16 protein-coding genes are annotated in these 14,931 nt (G+C 69.8%); 7 read left to right on the top strand and 9 right to left on the bottom strand.

Annotated features, from left to right (window positions below):
• Positions 1 to 306 precede the first annotated feature (306 nt).
• The 6 genes from HLH48_RS13190 to ispH are packed head-to-tail and all read right to left on the bottom strand — an operon-like array spanning position 307 to position 5,241.
• Positions 307 to 1,260 carry a nucleoside hydrolase gene (locus HLH48_RS13190; protein WP_182997983.1) on the bottom strand — a complete coding sequence of 318 codons (954 nt, stop codon included), beginning with the start codon at positions 1,258 to 1,260 and terminating at the stop codon, positions 307 to 309.
• A gap of 12 nt (positions 1,261 to 1,272) precedes the next feature.
• Positions 1,273 to 2,043 carry an ABC transporter permease gene (locus HLH48_RS13185; RefSeq protein ID WP_182997982.1) on the bottom strand — a complete coding sequence of 257 codons (771 nt, stop codon included), beginning with the start codon at positions 2,041 to 2,043 and terminating at the stop codon, positions 1,273 to 1,275.
• Positions 2,040 to 2,774: an ATP-binding cassette domain-containing protein gene (locus HLH48_RS13180; RefSeq protein ID WP_182997981.1), complete on the bottom strand. Its 735-nt coding sequence runs from the start codon at positions 2,772 to 2,774 to the stop codon at positions 2,040 to 2,042. The genes HLH48_RS13185 and HLH48_RS13180 overlap by 4 nt, the downstream gene beginning before the upstream one ends.
• Positions 2,771 to 3,271 (bottom strand): ribonuclease HI, encoded by a 501-nt coding sequence (rnhA, locus tag HLH48_RS13175; RefSeq protein ID WP_182997980.1) that lies wholly within the window; start codon positions 3,269 to 3,271, stop codon positions 2,771 to 2,773. Before rnhA ends, HLH48_RS13180 begins: the two co-directional genes overlap by 4 nt.
• Positions 3,261 to 4,226, bottom strand: coding sequence for a homoserine kinase (locus HLH48_RS13170; protein WP_182997979.1), 966 nt, complete (start codon positions 4,224 to 4,226; stop codon positions 3,261 to 3,263). Before HLH48_RS13170 ends, rnhA begins: the two co-directional genes overlap by 11 nt.
• Before the next feature lie 16 nt (positions 4,227 to 4,242).
• Complete coding sequence (gene ispH / locus HLH48_RS13165) at positions 4,243 to 5,241, bottom strand: 4-hydroxy-3-methylbut-2-enyl diphosphate reductase (protein WP_182997978.1); 999 nt, start codon at positions 5,239 to 5,241, stop codon at positions 4,243 to 4,245.
• A 232-nt stretch (positions 5,242 to 5,473) separates the two neighbouring features.
• On the opposite strand from ispH, the gene HLH48_RS13160 reads away from it, so the two are divergent.
• From HLH48_RS13160 to HLH48_RS13145, 4 genes are read left to right on the top strand one after another with little or no spacing between them, the layout of a single operon-like run.
• Positions 5,474 to 6,073 (top strand): hypothetical protein, encoded by a 600-nt coding sequence (locus HLH48_RS13160; protein ID WP_182997977.1) that lies wholly within the window; start codon positions 5,474 to 5,476, stop codon positions 6,071 to 6,073.
• A 58-nt stretch (positions 6,074 to 6,131) separates the two neighbouring features.
• A complete protein-coding gene (locus HLH48_RS13155) occupies positions 6,132 to 8,084 on the top strand; it encodes an OPT family oligopeptide transporter (protein WP_246387308.1) in 1,953 nt (650 codons plus the stop codon).
• A gap of 35 nt (positions 8,085 to 8,119) precedes the next feature.
• Positions 8,120 to 9,118, top strand: coding sequence for an LLM class flavin-dependent oxidoreductase (locus HLH48_RS13150; protein WP_182997976.1), 999 nt, complete (start codon positions 8,120 to 8,122; stop codon positions 9,116 to 9,118).
• Positions 9,119 to 9,166: 48 nt separating this feature from the next.
• Positions 9,167 to 10,843 carry a M3 family oligoendopeptidase gene (locus HLH48_RS13145; protein ID WP_182997975.1) on the top strand — a complete coding sequence of 559 codons (1,677 nt, stop codon included), beginning with the start codon at positions 9,167 to 9,169 and terminating at the stop codon, positions 10,841 to 10,843.
• A gap of 43 nt (positions 10,844 to 10,886) precedes the next feature.
• Here the strand turns inward: HLH48_RS13145 and HLH48_RS13140 are convergent, their stop codons facing one another.
• Positions 10,887 to 11,399, bottom strand: coding sequence for a thioredoxin family protein (locus tag HLH48_RS13140; protein WP_182997974.1), 513 nt, complete (start codon positions 11,397 to 11,399; stop codon positions 10,887 to 10,889).
• Between the two features lie 113 nt (positions 11,400 to 11,512).
• On the opposite strand from HLH48_RS13140, the gene HLH48_RS13135 reads away from it, so the two are divergent.
• Entirely contained in the window at positions 11,513 to 11,824 is a 312-nt protein-coding gene (locus HLH48_RS13135; RefSeq protein ID WP_182997973.1) for a hypothetical protein, read from the top strand.
• On the opposite strand, the gene HLH48_RS13130 is transcribed toward HLH48_RS13135, so the two are convergent.
• Entirely contained in the window at positions 11,810 to 12,808 is a 999-nt protein-coding gene (locus HLH48_RS13130; RefSeq protein ID WP_182997972.1) for an SAM-dependent methyltransferase, read from the bottom strand. The two genes, HLH48_RS13135 and HLH48_RS13130, sit on opposite strands and share 15 nt — an antisense overlap.
• Positions 12,805 to 13,203, bottom strand: coding sequence for a DUF423 domain-containing protein (locus HLH48_RS13125; RefSeq protein WP_343065417.1), 399 nt, complete (start codon positions 13,201 to 13,203; stop codon positions 12,805 to 12,807). Before HLH48_RS13125 ends, HLH48_RS13130 begins: the two co-directional genes overlap by 4 nt.
• Before the next feature lie 54 nt (positions 13,204 to 13,257).
• Here HLH48_RS13125 and pip point away from each other — a divergent pair, with 54 nt between their 5' ends.
• Both pip and HLH48_RS13115 read left to right on the top strand, forming a co-directional pair.
• Complete coding sequence (gene pip, locus HLH48_RS13120; protein WP_182997970.1) at positions 13,258 to 14,202, top strand: prolyl aminopeptidase; 945 nt, start codon at positions 13,258 to 13,260, stop codon at positions 14,200 to 14,202.
• A 94-nt stretch (positions 14,203 to 14,296) separates the two neighbouring features.
• Positions 14,297 to 14,872, top strand: a complete 576-nt coding sequence (locus tag HLH48_RS13115) for a cob(I)yrinic acid a,c-diamide adenosyltransferase (RefSeq protein ID WP_182997969.1) — start codon at positions 14,297 to 14,299, stop codon at positions 14,870 to 14,872.
• Positions 14,873 to 14,931 lie beyond the last annotated feature (59 nt).

The raw sequence follows: 14,931 nt of genomic DNA, 5'->3' as shown, positions 1-14,931 counted from the left end.
CGACGACCACGCGGAAACCCCACCCCACGCCAAAACCGCAATCAACCCACCCAGAAGAGCAAGCATCAGCCATCCGCACAGGCGCACAAGCCCCGCAAATATCCGGTCGCCCGAGCCGCCCGCCGCCCGGGCGGGAGAAGACAGGAAAGAGGATGCGGGCGATGAGTGATCCATGCGGACTCCGGACAGCAGGGCGCCTCACGGGGAAGCGACGTCAGGATCGGCCGCGCCCGACGGGCGCGAACGCGCGACCATTACTGGAGCGCACCCCGGTCCGGCAACCGCCCATTGCCGCGCGGCGGCGCTTTATGCCGATCCGATGCCAAAGCGCGACAGGCGTTCGATCACCAGATCGAAATAGCCCTCGACATCCATCCGGTTGAGAACCAGCGCATTCGGGTGCCGGCCGGTCACGCTCCACCAGTCGATGACCGTCATGCCCCGCGTCAGCGTGCCGTGGCATTCGATCCCGACATGGGCCAGCCGCCCGCCGAACAGCTCCGGCCGCAGCAGTGCCGCGATCACCGTCGGATCATGCAGCGGACCGCCATCCGTGCCCCACTGGCGCGCGTCGTGGCGCTTGTTGAAGGTCAGCAGGTGATAGAACGCCTCGGCCAGCGGCGTGCCGATCGCGCGCAACCGCGCCATCCGCGCCGCCGTCGTCAGCGCCCGATGCGTGCAGTCCAGCGGAATCATGGTAATCGGCACGCCCGATTCGAAGACCCGCGCCGCCGCCTCGGGATCGACATGGATATTATATTCCGCCGCCGGGGTGATGTTCCCACCCTCGCTCCGCGCGCCGCCCATCAGCACGATCCCGTGCAGATGCCCGGCCAGGCGCGGCTCGCGCATCATCGCCAGCGCGATATTGGTCAGCGGCGCCAGGCAGCACAGCGTCACGCTGTCGCGCGGCCGCGCCATCACCAGCTCCACGATCCGGTCGGCGGCGAACCCCTCGGCCGGCGCCAGCGACGGCGGCGGCAGGTCATAGCCGTCGAACCCGGTGGCGCCATGCACATGCTCGGCGGTCCGCAACGTCCCGACCAGCGGCCCCGCCGCCCCCGCATGGACCGGGACATCCCCCCGCCCCGCCAGTTCCAGCGCCATCAGGGCATTGCGCGTGGTCAGCGCCAGCGGCACGTTGCCGCCCACGGTCGTCAGCGCCAGCACCTCCAGCTCGTCCGGCGAGGCCAGCGCCATGAGGAAGGCAACCGCATCGTCCGGCGACGGGTCGGTATCGATGATGATGGCACGCGCCACGATCTCACTCCTTCAATCGGACCGCTCGTCCGGCGCCCAGTACAGCATCCGCGCCAGCGCCCGGTCCACCCCCCACCAGAGCAGCATCGTCATCGACGCCAGCACCAGCAGCGCCGCGAACATCAGGTCGGTCTCGAAGCGGGTATTGGCCGTCTGCATCAGAAAGCCCAGCCCCGACGACGCTCCCACCCACTCCCCCACCACCGCGCCCAGCGGCGCGATCGCGGCGGCGACCCGCAGGCCGGAGGCAAAGGCCGGCAGCGCCGCCGGCAGCCGCAGCCGCAACAGCACCAGCCCCGGCCGCGCATCCATGCTCCGCGCCAGGTCGAGCCACCCCGGCGGCGTGCGGCGCAACCCGTCGAAAAAGGACGAAGTGATCGGAAAGAAGATCACCAGCACCGCCATCACCACCTTCGAGGCGATGCCGAAGCCGAACCACAGCACCAGCAGCGGCGCCAGCGCAAAGACCGGCACCGCCTGGCTCAGCAGCACCAGCGGCATCATCCAGCGCCGCACCGGCATCGAGGCCATCATCAGCAGCGCCAGCGCGCCGCCTCCCGCCGTCCCCAGCAGCAGCCCCAGCACGGTTTCCAGCAGCGTCGTCCCCGCCGCGCCGGCCAGCAATCCGCGCTGCGCCCACAGGGCCCGCGCCACCGATCCCGGCGACGGCAGCAGATAAGGCGGGATCCCGCCCAGCGCGACGATCCCCCACCACAGCAGGACCAGCCCGCACAGCGTGACGACCGGGCGCCCCAGCCGCGCCGCGATTCGTCCGGCCTTCATGGCCGCGCCGCGTCCAGCATGCGGCGCAGCAGCACGCCCTGGGCATGCAGCACGCCATCGTCATCGGCGGCCCGGGGCACCGCGCCCGCCGGCACCTCGATCGCCTCCACCCGCACCGGGTCGCCCGCCATCAGCAGCACCGCCTGCCCCAGCCGGCAGGCCTCCAGCGGATCGTGGGTTATCAGCACCACCGTGCGGCCATGCAGCGTCTCGGCCGCCAGGTCCTGCATCCGCGCCCTGGTCACGCTGTCCAACGCCGAAAACGGCTCGTCCATCAGCACGACCGGGCGATCCTCGTACAGGGTCCGCGCCAGCGCCACCCGCTGGCGCATGCCCCCCGACAGTTCGGCCGGCAGCGCCGTCAGCCGATCGGCCAGGCCCATCCGCCGCAACAGCGCCGCCGCCCGGTCGCGATCGGGGCGGCGGCCGCGCAGCCGGTCGCCCAGCGTCACATTGTCGATCACCCGCGCCCAGGGTTGCAGCAGGTCGCGCTGCCCCATCCAGGCCACCCGGCCCGCCAGCGGGGCCCCGTCATCGGCCGCGACCGCGCCCCTCGCCGGACGATCCAGCCCCGCGATCACACGCAGCAGGCTGGTCTTGCCCACGCCGCTGGCCCCCAGCAGCACGGAAAACACCCCACCCCGCAAGGTCAGGTCCAATCCGGCGAACAGATCGCGCCCGCGATACGCCACGGCCAGCCCCCGCAGCGCCAGTGCCGGCGCCGGCGTCACCGGCGGCGGGCGGGATAGGCCAGCCCCAGCGCATCCCGCGCCGCCGTGGCCAACCGGTCGACCCGTTCGTTGTTCTCATCGCCCGAATGGCCCCGCACCCACAGCCACTCGACCTTGTGCCGCTTGCTGACCTCCAGCAACCGCCGCCACAGATCCATGTTGGCGACCGGATCGCCCGAGGCGCTGCGCCAGTTCCGCCGCACCCAGCCGGTATGCCAGCGGGTGATGCCGTTGCGCACATACTCGCTGTCGGTATGCAGCACCACGACGCAGGGCCGCTTCAACGCCTCCAGCGCCTCGGCCGCCGCCGTCAGTTCCATGCGATTATTGGTGGTCTCGGCCTCGCCGCCCGAAATCTCGCGCTCTGTGCCGCGAAATTTCAGCAGCGCGGCCCAGCCGCCCGGACCGGGGTTGGGCTTGCAGCCCCCGTCCGTCCAGATCTCGACCGGCGCCGACGCATTCGGCACATCCAGTTCGCATGCGGCATCAGACGCCATAGACCGACCCATCCTCCGCGGCGCGATGAAAGCGCAGGCGGCGCAGGTAATCCAGCGGGTCCTTGCGCGTCACCATCGCGCCGGCCGGCGTGTTCAGCCAGTCATACAGCCGGGTGAGCAGGAAACGCATCGCGGCGCCCGCGGCCAGCACAGGCATGGCCCGCCGCTCGGCCGCGCCCAGCGGCCGCACCGTTTCGTATCCCGCGATCAGCGCCCGCGCCCGTTCGGGCACGAAGGCGCCATCGGCCGTGAAACACCAGGCATTCAGGCAGATCGCGATGTCGTAGGCCAGGAAGTCGGTACAGGCGAAATAGAAATCGATCACCCCCGACACCCTGCCGTCGAGAAAGAACACGTTGTCGGGAAACAGGTCGGCATGGATCTGCCCGCGCGGCAGCCCGTCCGCGCCCGGCCACGCCGGCAGGATCGCGCCCAGCGCATCATCCAGTTCCCCCCCCAGGCCCGGCGAGACCGAATCCGCATCCGCCCGGCAGGACTCCAGCAACGGCCCCCACGCGGCGGGCCCCAGCCCGTTGACGCGCTCGGCGGTATAGTCCCGCCCCGCGACATGCAGCGCCGCCAGCGCGGCGCCCAGCGGCGCGCAATGCGCCACCCCCACCTCACGCGGCCACACGCCCGGCAGAAAGGTCGTGATCGCCGCCGGACGGCCCGCCAGCGCGCGCAGGGCCTCGCCGTCACGTCCCGCCACCGGCCGCGGGCAGGACAGGCCGTGGTCGGCCAGCGCCCCCATCAACCCCAGGAACCAGGGCAGATCGCCAGGGTCCACCCGCCGCTCGTACAAAGTCAGGATGAAATCGCCATCCGTGGTCCGCAGGACGAAATTGCTGTTCTCGACCCCCTCGGCAATGCCGCGATAGGCCGTGAGGTCGCCGATATCGTAATGGGACAGGAACGCGCGCAGCGCCCCGTCCGACACATCCGTATAGACCGCCATGCGAACCGGGCCTTGGTCAGCCCAGCGGCGCCGGCAGGCGGAAGGTCACGTTCTCTTCCTTGACCGTCCGTTCCTCGATTTCCAGCGTGAAGCGCTTGGCCAGCGCCGCCACCATTTCCTGCACCAGCGCCTCGGGCGCCGAGGCCCCGGCGGTGATGCCCAGCGTGTTCACCCCTTCCAGCACCGACCAGTCCAGGTTGCTCAGGCGCGGCACCAGCAGGGCGCGCGGCGTGCCGGAGCGTTCCGCCACCTCGCGCAGCCGCTGCGAGTTGGACGAATTGGGCGAGCCGATCACGATCACCAGGTCGCAGCCGGGCGCGATGGCCTTGACCGCTTCCTGCCGGTTGGTGGTGGCGTAGCAGATATCCTCGCGCTTCGGCCCCTCGATCAGCGGAAAGCGACGGCGCAGGATCTCGACGATCTCGGCGGTATCGTCGACCGACAGCGTGGTCTGGGTAATGAAGGCCAGCCGCGCGGGATCGGCCGGCTGAACGGTCCGGGCCTCTTCCGCGTCGTTGATCAGGGTCACGGCGCCGGCCGGCAACTGGCCCATCGTGCCCACCACCTCGGGGTGGCCGGCATGGCCGATCATCAGGATGTGACGGCTCTCGGGCCCACCATCGGCGAAATGGCGCTCGGCCTCGCGATGTACCTTGGACACCAGCGGGCAGGTCGCGTCCAGATACAGCAGGTTGCGCCGCTCGGCCTCGGCCGGCACGGTCTTGGGCACGCCATGGGCCGAGAACACGACATGCGCGTCGGCCGGCACCTCGTCCAGTTCCTCTACGAAGATGGCGCCCTGCGCTTCCAGTTCCTCGACCACGGTCCGGTTATGCACGATCTCGTGCCGCACATAGACCGGCGCGCCGTAACGGCGGATCGCCTCCTCCACCACGCGGATCGCGCGATCCACGCCGGCGCAGAAGCCGCGCGGCCCCGCCAGCAGAACCTTCAGCGACCGTACGGGCACCTCGGCGGGGGCGGAAACGGGGGTCTGAATCATCTGGTCGGGCATGGTGTTCCCCAAACGGCCGGCGAGCGTTATAGGATACGGGCCGGGGGCTGCGACCGGCCGGCCGCGCATCCCGGTGCAGGTCCGGCCCTACGCAAACCGGGGCCATGGCGCAAGCCATATTCCTGCAACCCCGGTGCATTTGGACATAGCCGTCCAGCCGGAGCCACACAAGCTGTCCATCCACATGGCGGCCCCCGCAACCATGACCAAGCACGAGACCCCGGAACCCCGCATGACCCCCCGCATGACCATCGTCAGCCCGAGCGGCCTTCCCCGCTTCCGCCCCGCCCGTCTCGGCGGCCTGGCGATCCTGCCCCTCGCCATGTCGCTGGCGGCCTGTTCCATGGACAACCCCGACGGCTTCGCGCCCTCCTGCCCGACGGTCGAGGTCCCCGGCGCGGCCGCCGACCTGGTGGCCTTCAACGGCGCGTCGCGCGATATCGGTCACATGGCCGTGCGGGCCAGCGTGACGCGCGTCACCGGCCAGTGCCATGCCGGCTCCGGACACCCGGCGCCCGTCGTCGCCGAGATCAGCCTGGGCCTGAACGTCACCCGCGGCCCCGGCACCGGGCGAACGGTCGAAATCCCGTATTTCGTCGCCGTCGTCTATGGCGACGAGATCAAGAACAAGAAGCAGTTCGTCGAAACGGTGCAGTTCCCGGCCAACGTCACGCAGATGCTGACGCATGCCCGGGTCGTGCCGATCACGCTGCCGGTGTCCAAGCGCGTCACAATCGACGGCTACCGGCTGGAGGTCGGCCTGCAATTGACGAAGGAGCAGCTGGACTACAACCAGACCCACCTGATCGCGCCCACCTTCCATCACATGTGACCGATTCCCTTACCGGCAGACCCAGCGACAGAAGCGACATGAAGACAGAATGGACAACATGACGGACACCGTCCTTTCCCAGACCGCGCCCACCGCCAGCCAGCGGGAAATGACGGTGCGCGGCTTTATCCTCGGCGCCCTGATCACCATCGTCTTCACCGCCTCCAACGTCTATCTGGGGCTCAAGATCGGCCTGACCGTCGCGTCGTCGATTCCCGCGGCCGTCATCTCCATGTCGGTGCTGCGGGCGATGGGCGGCTCCTCGATCCTCGAAAACAACATGGTCCAGACGCAGGCATCGGCGGCCGGCACGCTCTCCTGCGTGTTCGTCTCGCTGCCCTGCATGATCATGGTCGGCTACTGGCAGCATTTTCCGTACCTGGAAACGACCCTGCTCACCCTCGCCGGGGGCATGACCGGCGTGCTGTTCACCGTGCCGCTGCGCCGGGCCATGGTGACGAACAGCGACCTGCCCTACCCCGAAGGCGTCGCGGCGGCCGAAATCCTGAAGGCCGGGTCCGAAACCGGCAGCCCCGACAGCCTGCGCGCGCTGGTGACCGGCGGCATCCTGTCGGCCGCCGTCACCCTCGCCACCGGGGGCCTGCGGCTGCTGGCCGACGGCGCGGCGCTGACCGCGACCTGGGGCGGCGCCATCTTCCGCGCCTCGACCGGCTTCTCTCTGGCGCTGCTGGGCGCGGGCTACCTGGTCGGGATCGCCGGCGGCCTCGCCATGCTGATCGGCACCATCCTCGCATGGGACGTCGCGGTCCCGATCCTCAGCGTCCGGCTGCCCAATCCCGGCCACCTCGCCGCCGCCGCCTTCGCGACGCAGCTCTGGACGCAGAAGGTGCGGTTCCTCGGCGCGGGCACGATCGCGATCGCGGCCATCTGGACCCTGGCTATGCTGGCCCGCCCGGTCGCGCTGGGCATCCGCGACATGATACAGGCCCACGGTTCGAAGGGCGGGGACGACCGCATGCGCGACCTGTCCCCCCGCACGCTGCTGCTGCTGACCGGCCTGTGCCTGGCCATCCTGTTCGTCCTGTTCGTTGCCTTCCAGTATCCCGTCGCCCACGGGGCCACCATCCTCTCGGCGGCGCTGGCGGCGGTCCTGTTCTGCGCGCTGTTCGGCTTCCTGGTCGCCGCCGCGTGCGGCTACATGGCCGGCATCGTGGGCTCGTCCTCCTCGCCGCTGTCGGGGATCGCGATCATCGCCATCGTCCTGGTCGCGTCGTTCGTGCTGCTGCTGGAGCCGCTGGGCCTGCTTCCCACCGAAATGTCGGCCAACGGGCAACGCCTGTCCGTGGCGTTCGCGCTCTATATCCTGTCGGCGATCGTCGCCTCCTCGGCCATTTCCAACGACAATCTCCAGGATCTCAAGACCGGGCAACTGGTCGGGGCCTCGCCCTGGCGGCAGCAGGTGGCGCTGCTGGTGGGCTGCGTCAGTGGCGCCATCGTCATCCCGCCGGTGCTGGAACTGCTGTACCAGGCCTATGGCTTCGTCGGCGCGATGCCGCATCCGGGCATGAATCTCGACCACGCGTTGCCCGCGCCGCAACCGGCTTTGCTGACCACCATCGCCCTCGGCATCTTCCAGCACCAGCTCGACTGGACCATGATCCTGACCGGCGTCGCGCTGGGCGTCGTGCTGATCGTCGCCGACCTGGGCCTGCGCCGCGTCGGGGGCGCCCTGCCGCCGCTGGCGGTCGGGATCGGCCTGTACCTGCCCCCCGCGGTCAGCGTGACGCTGGCGATCGGCGCCATCATCGGCTGGGTCTGCACACGGCGGGCGCGCGAGACGGAAGGCGGCGTCGCCACCATGCTGGCCTCCGGCTTCATCGTGGGCGAAAGCCTGACGGGCGTGCTGCTGGCCGGCATCGCCGGGGCCACCGGCCGGGACGACACACTGGCCATCCTGCCCCCCGAGGCCACCACCCTGCCGTCGATCCTGGGATTCCTCGTCTTCGTCGCCATATGTTTCTGGTTCGGCCATCGCATAAGGCGCGCCTGAAAGATCGTCCACGCGGACGCAAGGAGTTTCGGATAGTGATCCCCTTCTCGGTCCTCGATCTGTCCCTGATCGTCCGCGGCAGCGATGCCGCCACCGCCTTCCGCAACAGCCTCGAGCTTGCCCGCCAGGCCGAAGCGCTGGATTTTCACCGCTACTGGGTGGCGGAACATCACGCCATGCCGGCCATCGCGTCGGCCGCGACCGCCATCCTGATCGGCCATCTGGCGGCGGGCACGCGGCGGATCCGCGTCGGCGCCGGCGGCATCATGCTGCCCAACCACGCCCCGCTGCTCGTCGCCGAACAGTTCGGCACGCTGGAAAGCCTGTTCCCCGGACGGATCGACCTGGGGCTGGGCCGCGCCCCCGGATCGGACCAGAAAACGATGCGTGCCCTGCGCCGCGATCCGGCCAGCGCCGATCGCTTCCCGCAGGACGTCGTCGAACTGCTGCATTATTTCGCGCCGGCCCAGCCCGGCCAGCGCGTGCAGGCCGTGCCCGGCGCCGGGCTGGATATTCCGGTCTGGCTGCTGGGCTCCTCGCTGTTCTCGGCCCATCTCGCGGCCCATCTGGGCCTGCCCTTCGCCTTCGCGTCGCATTTCGCGCCCGACATGATGCAGGAGGCCGTGGCGCTGTACCGCCAGCGCTTCACCCCCTCCGCCCGGCTGGATCGGCCCCATGTCATGCTGGGGCTGAACGTGGTGGCGGCCGAAACCGACGAACAGGCCCGTTTCCTGTTCACGTCGCACCAGCAACAATTCGTCGCCCTGCGCCGGGGCCGGCCGGGCCAGTTCCCGCCTCCCATCGCGGCGACCGACGGATTATGGACCCCGGCCGAGCAGGCGGGGGTCGACCGGGCCCTGGCCTGCGCCGTCGTCGGCGGCCCCGCCACGCTGCGTGCGGGGCTGGGCCGCTTCATCGACCGCCATCAGCCCGACGAGCTGATGATCGTGGGCGCGATCCACGATCACGCCGCGCGAATGCGCTCCTTCGCCCTCGCGGCGGAAGCGCGGGATGCCCTGGCCGGGGCGCGGTGATCGCAGACGGCCGTGGACGACCCGCCGCGCGAATGCGATAATCGCGCCATGCCCATCCCCTTCGCCGACCTCACTTTCCCCACTCCGACCGCCGAAAGCCTGGACGGGGCTTTCGGCACCGTCTCCGCCCTGCTGGACGAAGGCGACCGCGCCCACGCACTGGCCCGCTTCGATGCCGAACGCCGGGCCTATGACAGTTGGGCCTCGATGGTCGCCCTGCGCTTCTCCCAGGACACCACCGACGCACAGGCCCGCGCCGACCGCGATCTGGCCGACCGGCTGACGCCGCGCGTGACCGAGCATGAAGTCGCCATCAAGCGCCGGCTGCTCGATGACCCCGACCGCGCGGGCCTCGCCACCGCCGTCGGCGCTCACACCGTCCGCCTGTGGGAAACCGACATCACCACCTTCGACCCGCGCATCCGCGACGCGCTGGAGGAAGAAGCCCGGCTGGGCGCCGACTACACCGCCCTGCTGGCGTCCGCGCGCGTCACGGTGCAGGGCCAGACGGTCAACCTGTCGGGCCTGGCCCCCTTCGCCGAGCATCCGGATCGCGCGGTGCGCCACGAGGCCGAAAAGGCGCGCTGGGATTTCTTCGCCGCCCACGGGCCCGAACTGGACCGGATCTACGACCAACTGGTCCAGGTGCGCCACGGCATGGCGCACACCCTGGGCTATGACAGCTACATCCCGCTAGGCTACCGGCGGATGCGCCGCGTCGATTATGGCCCGGAAGACGTCGCGCGCTTTCGCGACGACGTGCTGGCCCATGTCGTGCCGCTGGTGGGCGCGATCGTGGAAAACCGTCGCCTGACCATGAACTGGGACCGGGTGCATTTCTGGGACGAATCCCTGATCGACCCTCTGGGCAACCCCAAGCCGGCCGGCGGTCACGACCTGCTGCTGGAACGGGCACAGACGATGTTCGACCGGATGGGCGGCGATCTGGGCGCGTTCTATCGCCAGATGGTCGAAGGCGGCTTCCTGGACCTGCGCAATCGCGAGGGCAAGGCCGGCGGCGGCTTCTGCACCGCCTTTCCCAGCGTCGGCATGCCGTTCATCTTCGCCAATTTCAACGGCACGCAGCACGACATCACCGTCTTCACGCACGAGATGGGCCACGCCTACCAGAACTGGAAGAGCCGCGACCTCCCGGGGATCGACCTGCTGTGGCCGACCATGGACGCCGCCGAGATCCATTCGATGGCGCTGGAATTCCTGACCTGGCCCCAGATCGACCTGATGGTCGAGGACGGTCTGGCCGACCGCTTCCGCCGCATGCACCTGATCGGCTCGCTGAGCTTCCTGCCCTACGGCGTCTGCGTCGATCATTTCCAGCACGAGATCTACGCCAATCCGGGCATGACCGCCGCCGAACGGCATGCGACCTGGCAGCGACTGGAAAAGCTGTACCTGCCCTGGCGCGATTACGGCGACCTGTCCTGGCCCGCCGGCGGCGGTCGCTGGCAGGCCCAGGGCCATATCTACCGCTCGCCCTTCTATTACATCGACTACACGCTGGCCCTGTGCTGCGCGATGCAGTTCTGGCTGCTCAGCCGGGCCGACCGCGAGGGGGCGATGGCGATCTATGCGGACCTGTGCGCGCTGGGCGGTTCACAGCCCTTCACCGGGCTGGTCGATGCCGCCGGCCTCATCAGCCCCTTCAAACCGGGCACACTGGCCGACATCGTGCAGGAGGCCGACCGTTTCCTGCACACACGTTAAAAACCATCCGGGCAAGAAGGAAGGCGGCCCCCCGCCTGCTCATTCAGGCCCCTCGGCCGTTCCAGCCGGCCAGCAGGTCCACGACCGCCTGGGCCGACATGCGGCGCGCATCGCCCAGCGCCAGCGTGCCGTCGGGATTCAGCAGCCGTCCCTCCGGCGTGACGATCAGCACCGTGGGCACGGCCTTGATCGTCACCCCATAATGCTGCGCGATATCCAGGTTGGTATTGATCCGCCCGACATTGACCGACACGGTGACGAAATGCGCCGCCACCCAGGGGGCGACGGTCGGCAGCGCCAGAACCCCGGCCAGCATCCGGCAGTCCGGGCACCAATTGCCGCCGAAATCGATCAGCACGTTGCGCCCCGAGGCTTTCGCGGCCTGGAAGGCGGCATCGACCTGTGCCTGCGCCCCCTCGGTGGGTCCATAGGGCGCGGCAACCGGCTTGACCGCTTCCCGCCCCACCTGCGGCACCGGCGGCAGTTCGGCCAGGGCCGGAGAGGCAGCCAATCCGGCCACCAGGACAGTCACGGGAAAAAATTGGCGCAGACGCATGGTTTCCAGTCCATAAAGCCCCGAATGAACGAGGCATAATATCATGTTAAGATGGATCTCAGGTCGAGAACGCCATACAGATCCATCAGGACGATAAAAGGATCTTCTCCCGGATGACAGAGGCCGCGCAACCCGGCATCGCCCGCACCCTGATCAAGACCGCCGCCCTGGTCACGCTGACGATCGGCCTGATGGCCACCCTTCGCTATAGCGCGCATGTCGCCTATTGGGTCGATCACGTTGCCGGGACACGGCTCTGGAGCAGCCTCTACAGCCTGACCGGCGCCGCCGACGCGGAATCGCGCGAACGGGTGATCGTGATGGGCGTGGCGGTCGCCTGCTTTCTGCTGGCCCTGCCGATCGTGCAGATCGGCGAATGGGCGGTGGACCGGCTACGCGCGCGCCAGGCCCTAGGTCGTCGGTAACCGACCGGGGGATGAGCCGGCGCGGCCCGCCGCCTCGCGGTCCCACAGAAAAGTCAGTTCATGCTTGTTGTGCCACAGATGCAGCACCCGCCCGCCCGGAATCGCGGCGAACAGGGCGGCGGTCTCGTGGTCGGTGGTGCCCTGGAACTTGACGGTCATCACGATCCGGGCCGCCGTACCCGCCGCGATCCAGCGCCGGGCCAGCGCCAGCAGGCGCGTGGGATAGGCGATGATGTCGGAAAACAGCCAGTCCACCGGTCCCAGTTCGGCGGGCTCGATGCCGAACGCGCTCTCGCGGCGCAGCGTCACGCCCGGCATGGCCGCCACTTCCGGCGCCAGGTCGGCGCGGTCCACCGCCACCACCTCCGCCCCACATCGGGCGATCACCCAGGTCCAGCCGCCGGGCGACGCGCCCAGGTCGACGCAGCGCTCGCCCGGCACCGGCCAGGCACCGAGCCGGGCGCAGGCCTCCCATAATTTCAGATAAGCGCGCGAGGGCGGCCCCACCCGATCCTCGACGAACGGCGCCACGCCATTCACGAAGGGCGAGGATTTGCGCGTCGACAGCAGCAGCCTGTCCGGCGCCAGCAGAGTCCACGCGCCCAGATGCCCGGTGGGCGCCGCGGCGGGAAAGGCCAGCGGCCGGGCCGCCACCGGCGGCAGCCGTTCGGCGATCAGCGCCGCGCGCCGGTGATGCCGCACGGCATGACAGGCCCAGTTGCGCTGCCGTCCGCGCAACAGCGCCACCGCCGCGCCGATCGATCCGACGGCATGGACCTCCGGCTCCAGCCAGATATCCAACGCCCACGAGGCCGCGACCGGCGGCGCGGCCGACAGCGCCAGCCGCCCGTGCCACGCCATGATATCCACGCCCAGGCGAGCCAACTCCTCCGCCAGCACCTCCTCGAATCCCTCGGCCGCCAGATAGGCCGCACGCACGGGATGCGACAAGACGACCGGCGCGTCGTCATCCCGCACGGTCATCGGCGCAGGCCATCCACGGCCAGCAGCAGCCACGCCAGCATCAGCAGGCTGCCGCCGGTGGGCGCGACGGGGCCCAGATGCCGACCCGTCACCCCCGTCCAAGCGACGGCCCCGCTGAACAGCACCACCCCCAGCGCGAAGCCCCACCCGGCCAACAGCAGCGGCACCCGCCGCCCCCGCACGCACAACAGGATGCCGACCGCCAGCAACGCGGGCGCGTGCCACATGCCCATCTGCACCGCCTCGCGCGCCAGCGCGCGGCCGGAGGGCGCGAACAGCACGTCGGGCAAATGGGCCGCCAGCGCGCCGCCGGCCACCGACAGCAGCCCCAGCAGGCCGCCCAACGCCAGAAACAGCCGTGCCGCGCGCGGCACGGGAAAAAGAGAAGCAGGCACAGTCATCACACCCGGCAGTCTAGCCGGGCGTCCCGGTTGCCGTATAGTCGCGCCATGCCACGCCACGACCTGTTCGCGGACATCGCGCCCTACGAAAGCGGTTACCTCCCCGTCGGCGACGGGCACGAACTCTATTGGGAGCAGGCGGGCAACCCCGCCGGCCGGCCGGTGCTGTTCCTGCACGGCGGCCCCGGCGCCGGCAGCGGCGCGGTCCATCGCCGATTCTTCGACCCCACATACTGGCGCGTCGTGCTGTTCGACCAGCGCGGAGCGGGCCGCTCCCGCCCGCATGCCTCGGTCACGGCCAACACCACGCCGCATCTGGTGCAGGATATCGAGTACCTGCGCGCGGCACTGGGCATCACGGACTGGGTGCTGTTCGGCGGCTCCTGGGGCTCGACGCTGGCCCTGTCCTACGCCCAGGCCCATCCCGGGCGGGTGCAGGCGATGATCCTGCGCGGAATCTTCCTGGGCCGCCCGAGCGAACTGGACTGGTTTTTCCACGGGCTGGCCCAGGTCTTTCCCGACGCGCACGCGGCCTTCCTGTCGCATCTGCCGGCGCGGGAACGCGACGATCCCCTGTCGGCCTATTGCCGGCTGCTCTTCGACCCCGACCCCGCGATCCACCTGCCGGCGGCCCGTGCCTGGTCGCACTACGAAGGCACGTGCTCCACCCTCATCCCGGCACCCACCGCCATCGCCGGCTTCGCCCGCGACCGCGCGGTGATCGGCCTGGCCCGGATCGAGGCGCATTATTTCCGCAACCACCTGTTCCTGCCACCCGAAGGCCTTCTGGGCCGGATGGAACCGATCGCCCATATTCCCGGCGTCATCGTCCAGGGCCGCTATGACATGATCTGCCCCTGCACATCGGCCTGGGACCTCGCCCATGCCTGGCCCGGCGCGACCCTCAGCCTGGTGCCCGACGCCGGGCATTCCGCCCTGGAACCGGGCATTCGCCGGCGCCTCGTCACCTGCATGGAGGAATTGCGCGCGTGAAGCGCGATCGCGAGCACGGCATTCGATCGCACCTGGACAGGACAAAGCCATTGGGCCAACAGAAGCATCATCACAGACCGGAACGCCGCGCCCCATGAGCATCCGCATCGATCGCATCGTCACGCGCGGGGGCGACCAGGGAGAAACCTCGCTGGGCGACGGAACGCGCGTGGACAAATCCTGCGCCCGGATCGAGGCGCTGGGCGCGGTGGACGAAGCCAACGCCACGATCGGTGTCCTGCGGCTGCATGTTCCGCACGCCTCGCCCGATACGGCGTGCCTGGCGCGCATCCAGTCCCTGCTGTTCGATATCGGCGGCATTCTGTGCGTACCGGAATCCGGCCCGGCCGGCACCGATCAGTTTCGCGGCGGCGACACGGCCGTCGCGTTTCTCGAACAGGCGACGGAACGGCTGCGCGTCCGCCAGGCACCGCTCCGCAGCTTCGTGCTGCCGGCCGGCAGTCCGGGCGCCGCCCATGCCCATCTGGCGCGGACCGTAGCCCGCCGGGCGGAACGCCGCGTCGTCACCCTGAGCCGACTCGAACCCGTCAGCCCCTCCGTCCTGCGCTGCCTGAACCGGCTTTCCGATTATCTGTTCGTGCTGGCCCGCCACCTGAACAATGACGGACAGGACGACGTGCTGTGGCATCCCGGCGGACAGGACACCTGAGAACGCCCGCTATCCACAGCCTCGTTCCGGGACGGAAGCGGCCCAGACCGAACATCACG

Origin of the sequence: Gluconacetobacter sacchari (assembly GCF_014174255.1) — a bacterium.
GTDB classification, from domain to species: Bacteria; Pseudomonadota; Alphaproteobacteria; order Acetobacterales; family Acetobacteraceae; genus Gluconacetobacter; species Gluconacetobacter sacchari.
Note: the sequence above shows the minus strand (reverse complement) of the source record. Positions and strands in the feature narration are given on the sequence as shown.

Excerpts from the sequence above, each read along its gene's own strand:
- HLH48_RS13115 (WP_182997969.1), top strand. The coding sequence starts at position 14,297 with ATGAGCATCCGCATCGATCGCATCGTCACGCGCGGGGGCGACCAGGGA.
- ispH (WP_182997978.1), bottom strand. The coding sequence starts at position 5,241 with ATGCCCGACCAGATGATTCAGACCCCCGTTTCCGCCCCCGCCGAGGTG.
- HLH48_RS13185 (WP_182997982.1), bottom strand. The coding sequence starts at position 2,043 with ATGAAGGCCGGACGAATCGCGGCGCGGCTGGGGCGCCCGGTCGTCACG.
- pip (WP_182997970.1), top strand. The coding sequence starts at position 13,258 with ATGCCACGCCACGACCTGTTCGCGGACATCGCGCCCTACGAAAGCGGT.
- HLH48_RS13130 (WP_182997972.1), bottom strand. The coding sequence starts at position 12,808 with ATGACCGTGCGGGATGACGACGCGCCGGTCGTCTTGTCGCATCCCGTG.
- HLH48_RS13135 (WP_182997973.1), top strand. The coding sequence starts at position 11,513 with ATGACAGAGGCCGCGCAACCCGGCATCGCCCGCACCCTGATCAAGACC.
- HLH48_RS13140 (WP_182997974.1), bottom strand. The coding sequence starts at position 11,399 with ATGCGTCTGCGCCAATTTTTTCCCGTGACTGTCCTGGTGGCCGGATTG.
- rnhA (WP_182997980.1), bottom strand. The coding sequence starts at position 3,271 with ATGGCGTCTGATGCCGCATGCGAACTGGATGTGCCGAATGCGTCGGCG.
- HLH48_RS13155 (WP_246387308.1), top strand. The coding sequence starts at position 6,132 with ATGACGGACACCGTCCTTTCCCAGACCGCGCCCACCGCCAGCCAGCGG.
- HLH48_RS13160 (WP_182997977.1), top strand. The coding sequence starts at position 5,474 with ATGACCCCCCGCATGACCATCGTCAGCCCGAGCGGCCTTCCCCGCTTC.
- HLH48_RS13145 (WP_182997975.1), top strand. The coding sequence starts at position 9,167 with ATGCCCATCCCCTTCGCCGACCTCACTTTCCCCACTCCGACCGCCGAA.
- HLH48_RS13170 (WP_182997979.1), bottom strand. The coding sequence starts at position 4,226 with ATGGCGGTCTATACGGATGTGTCGGACGGGGCGCTGCGCGCGTTCCTG.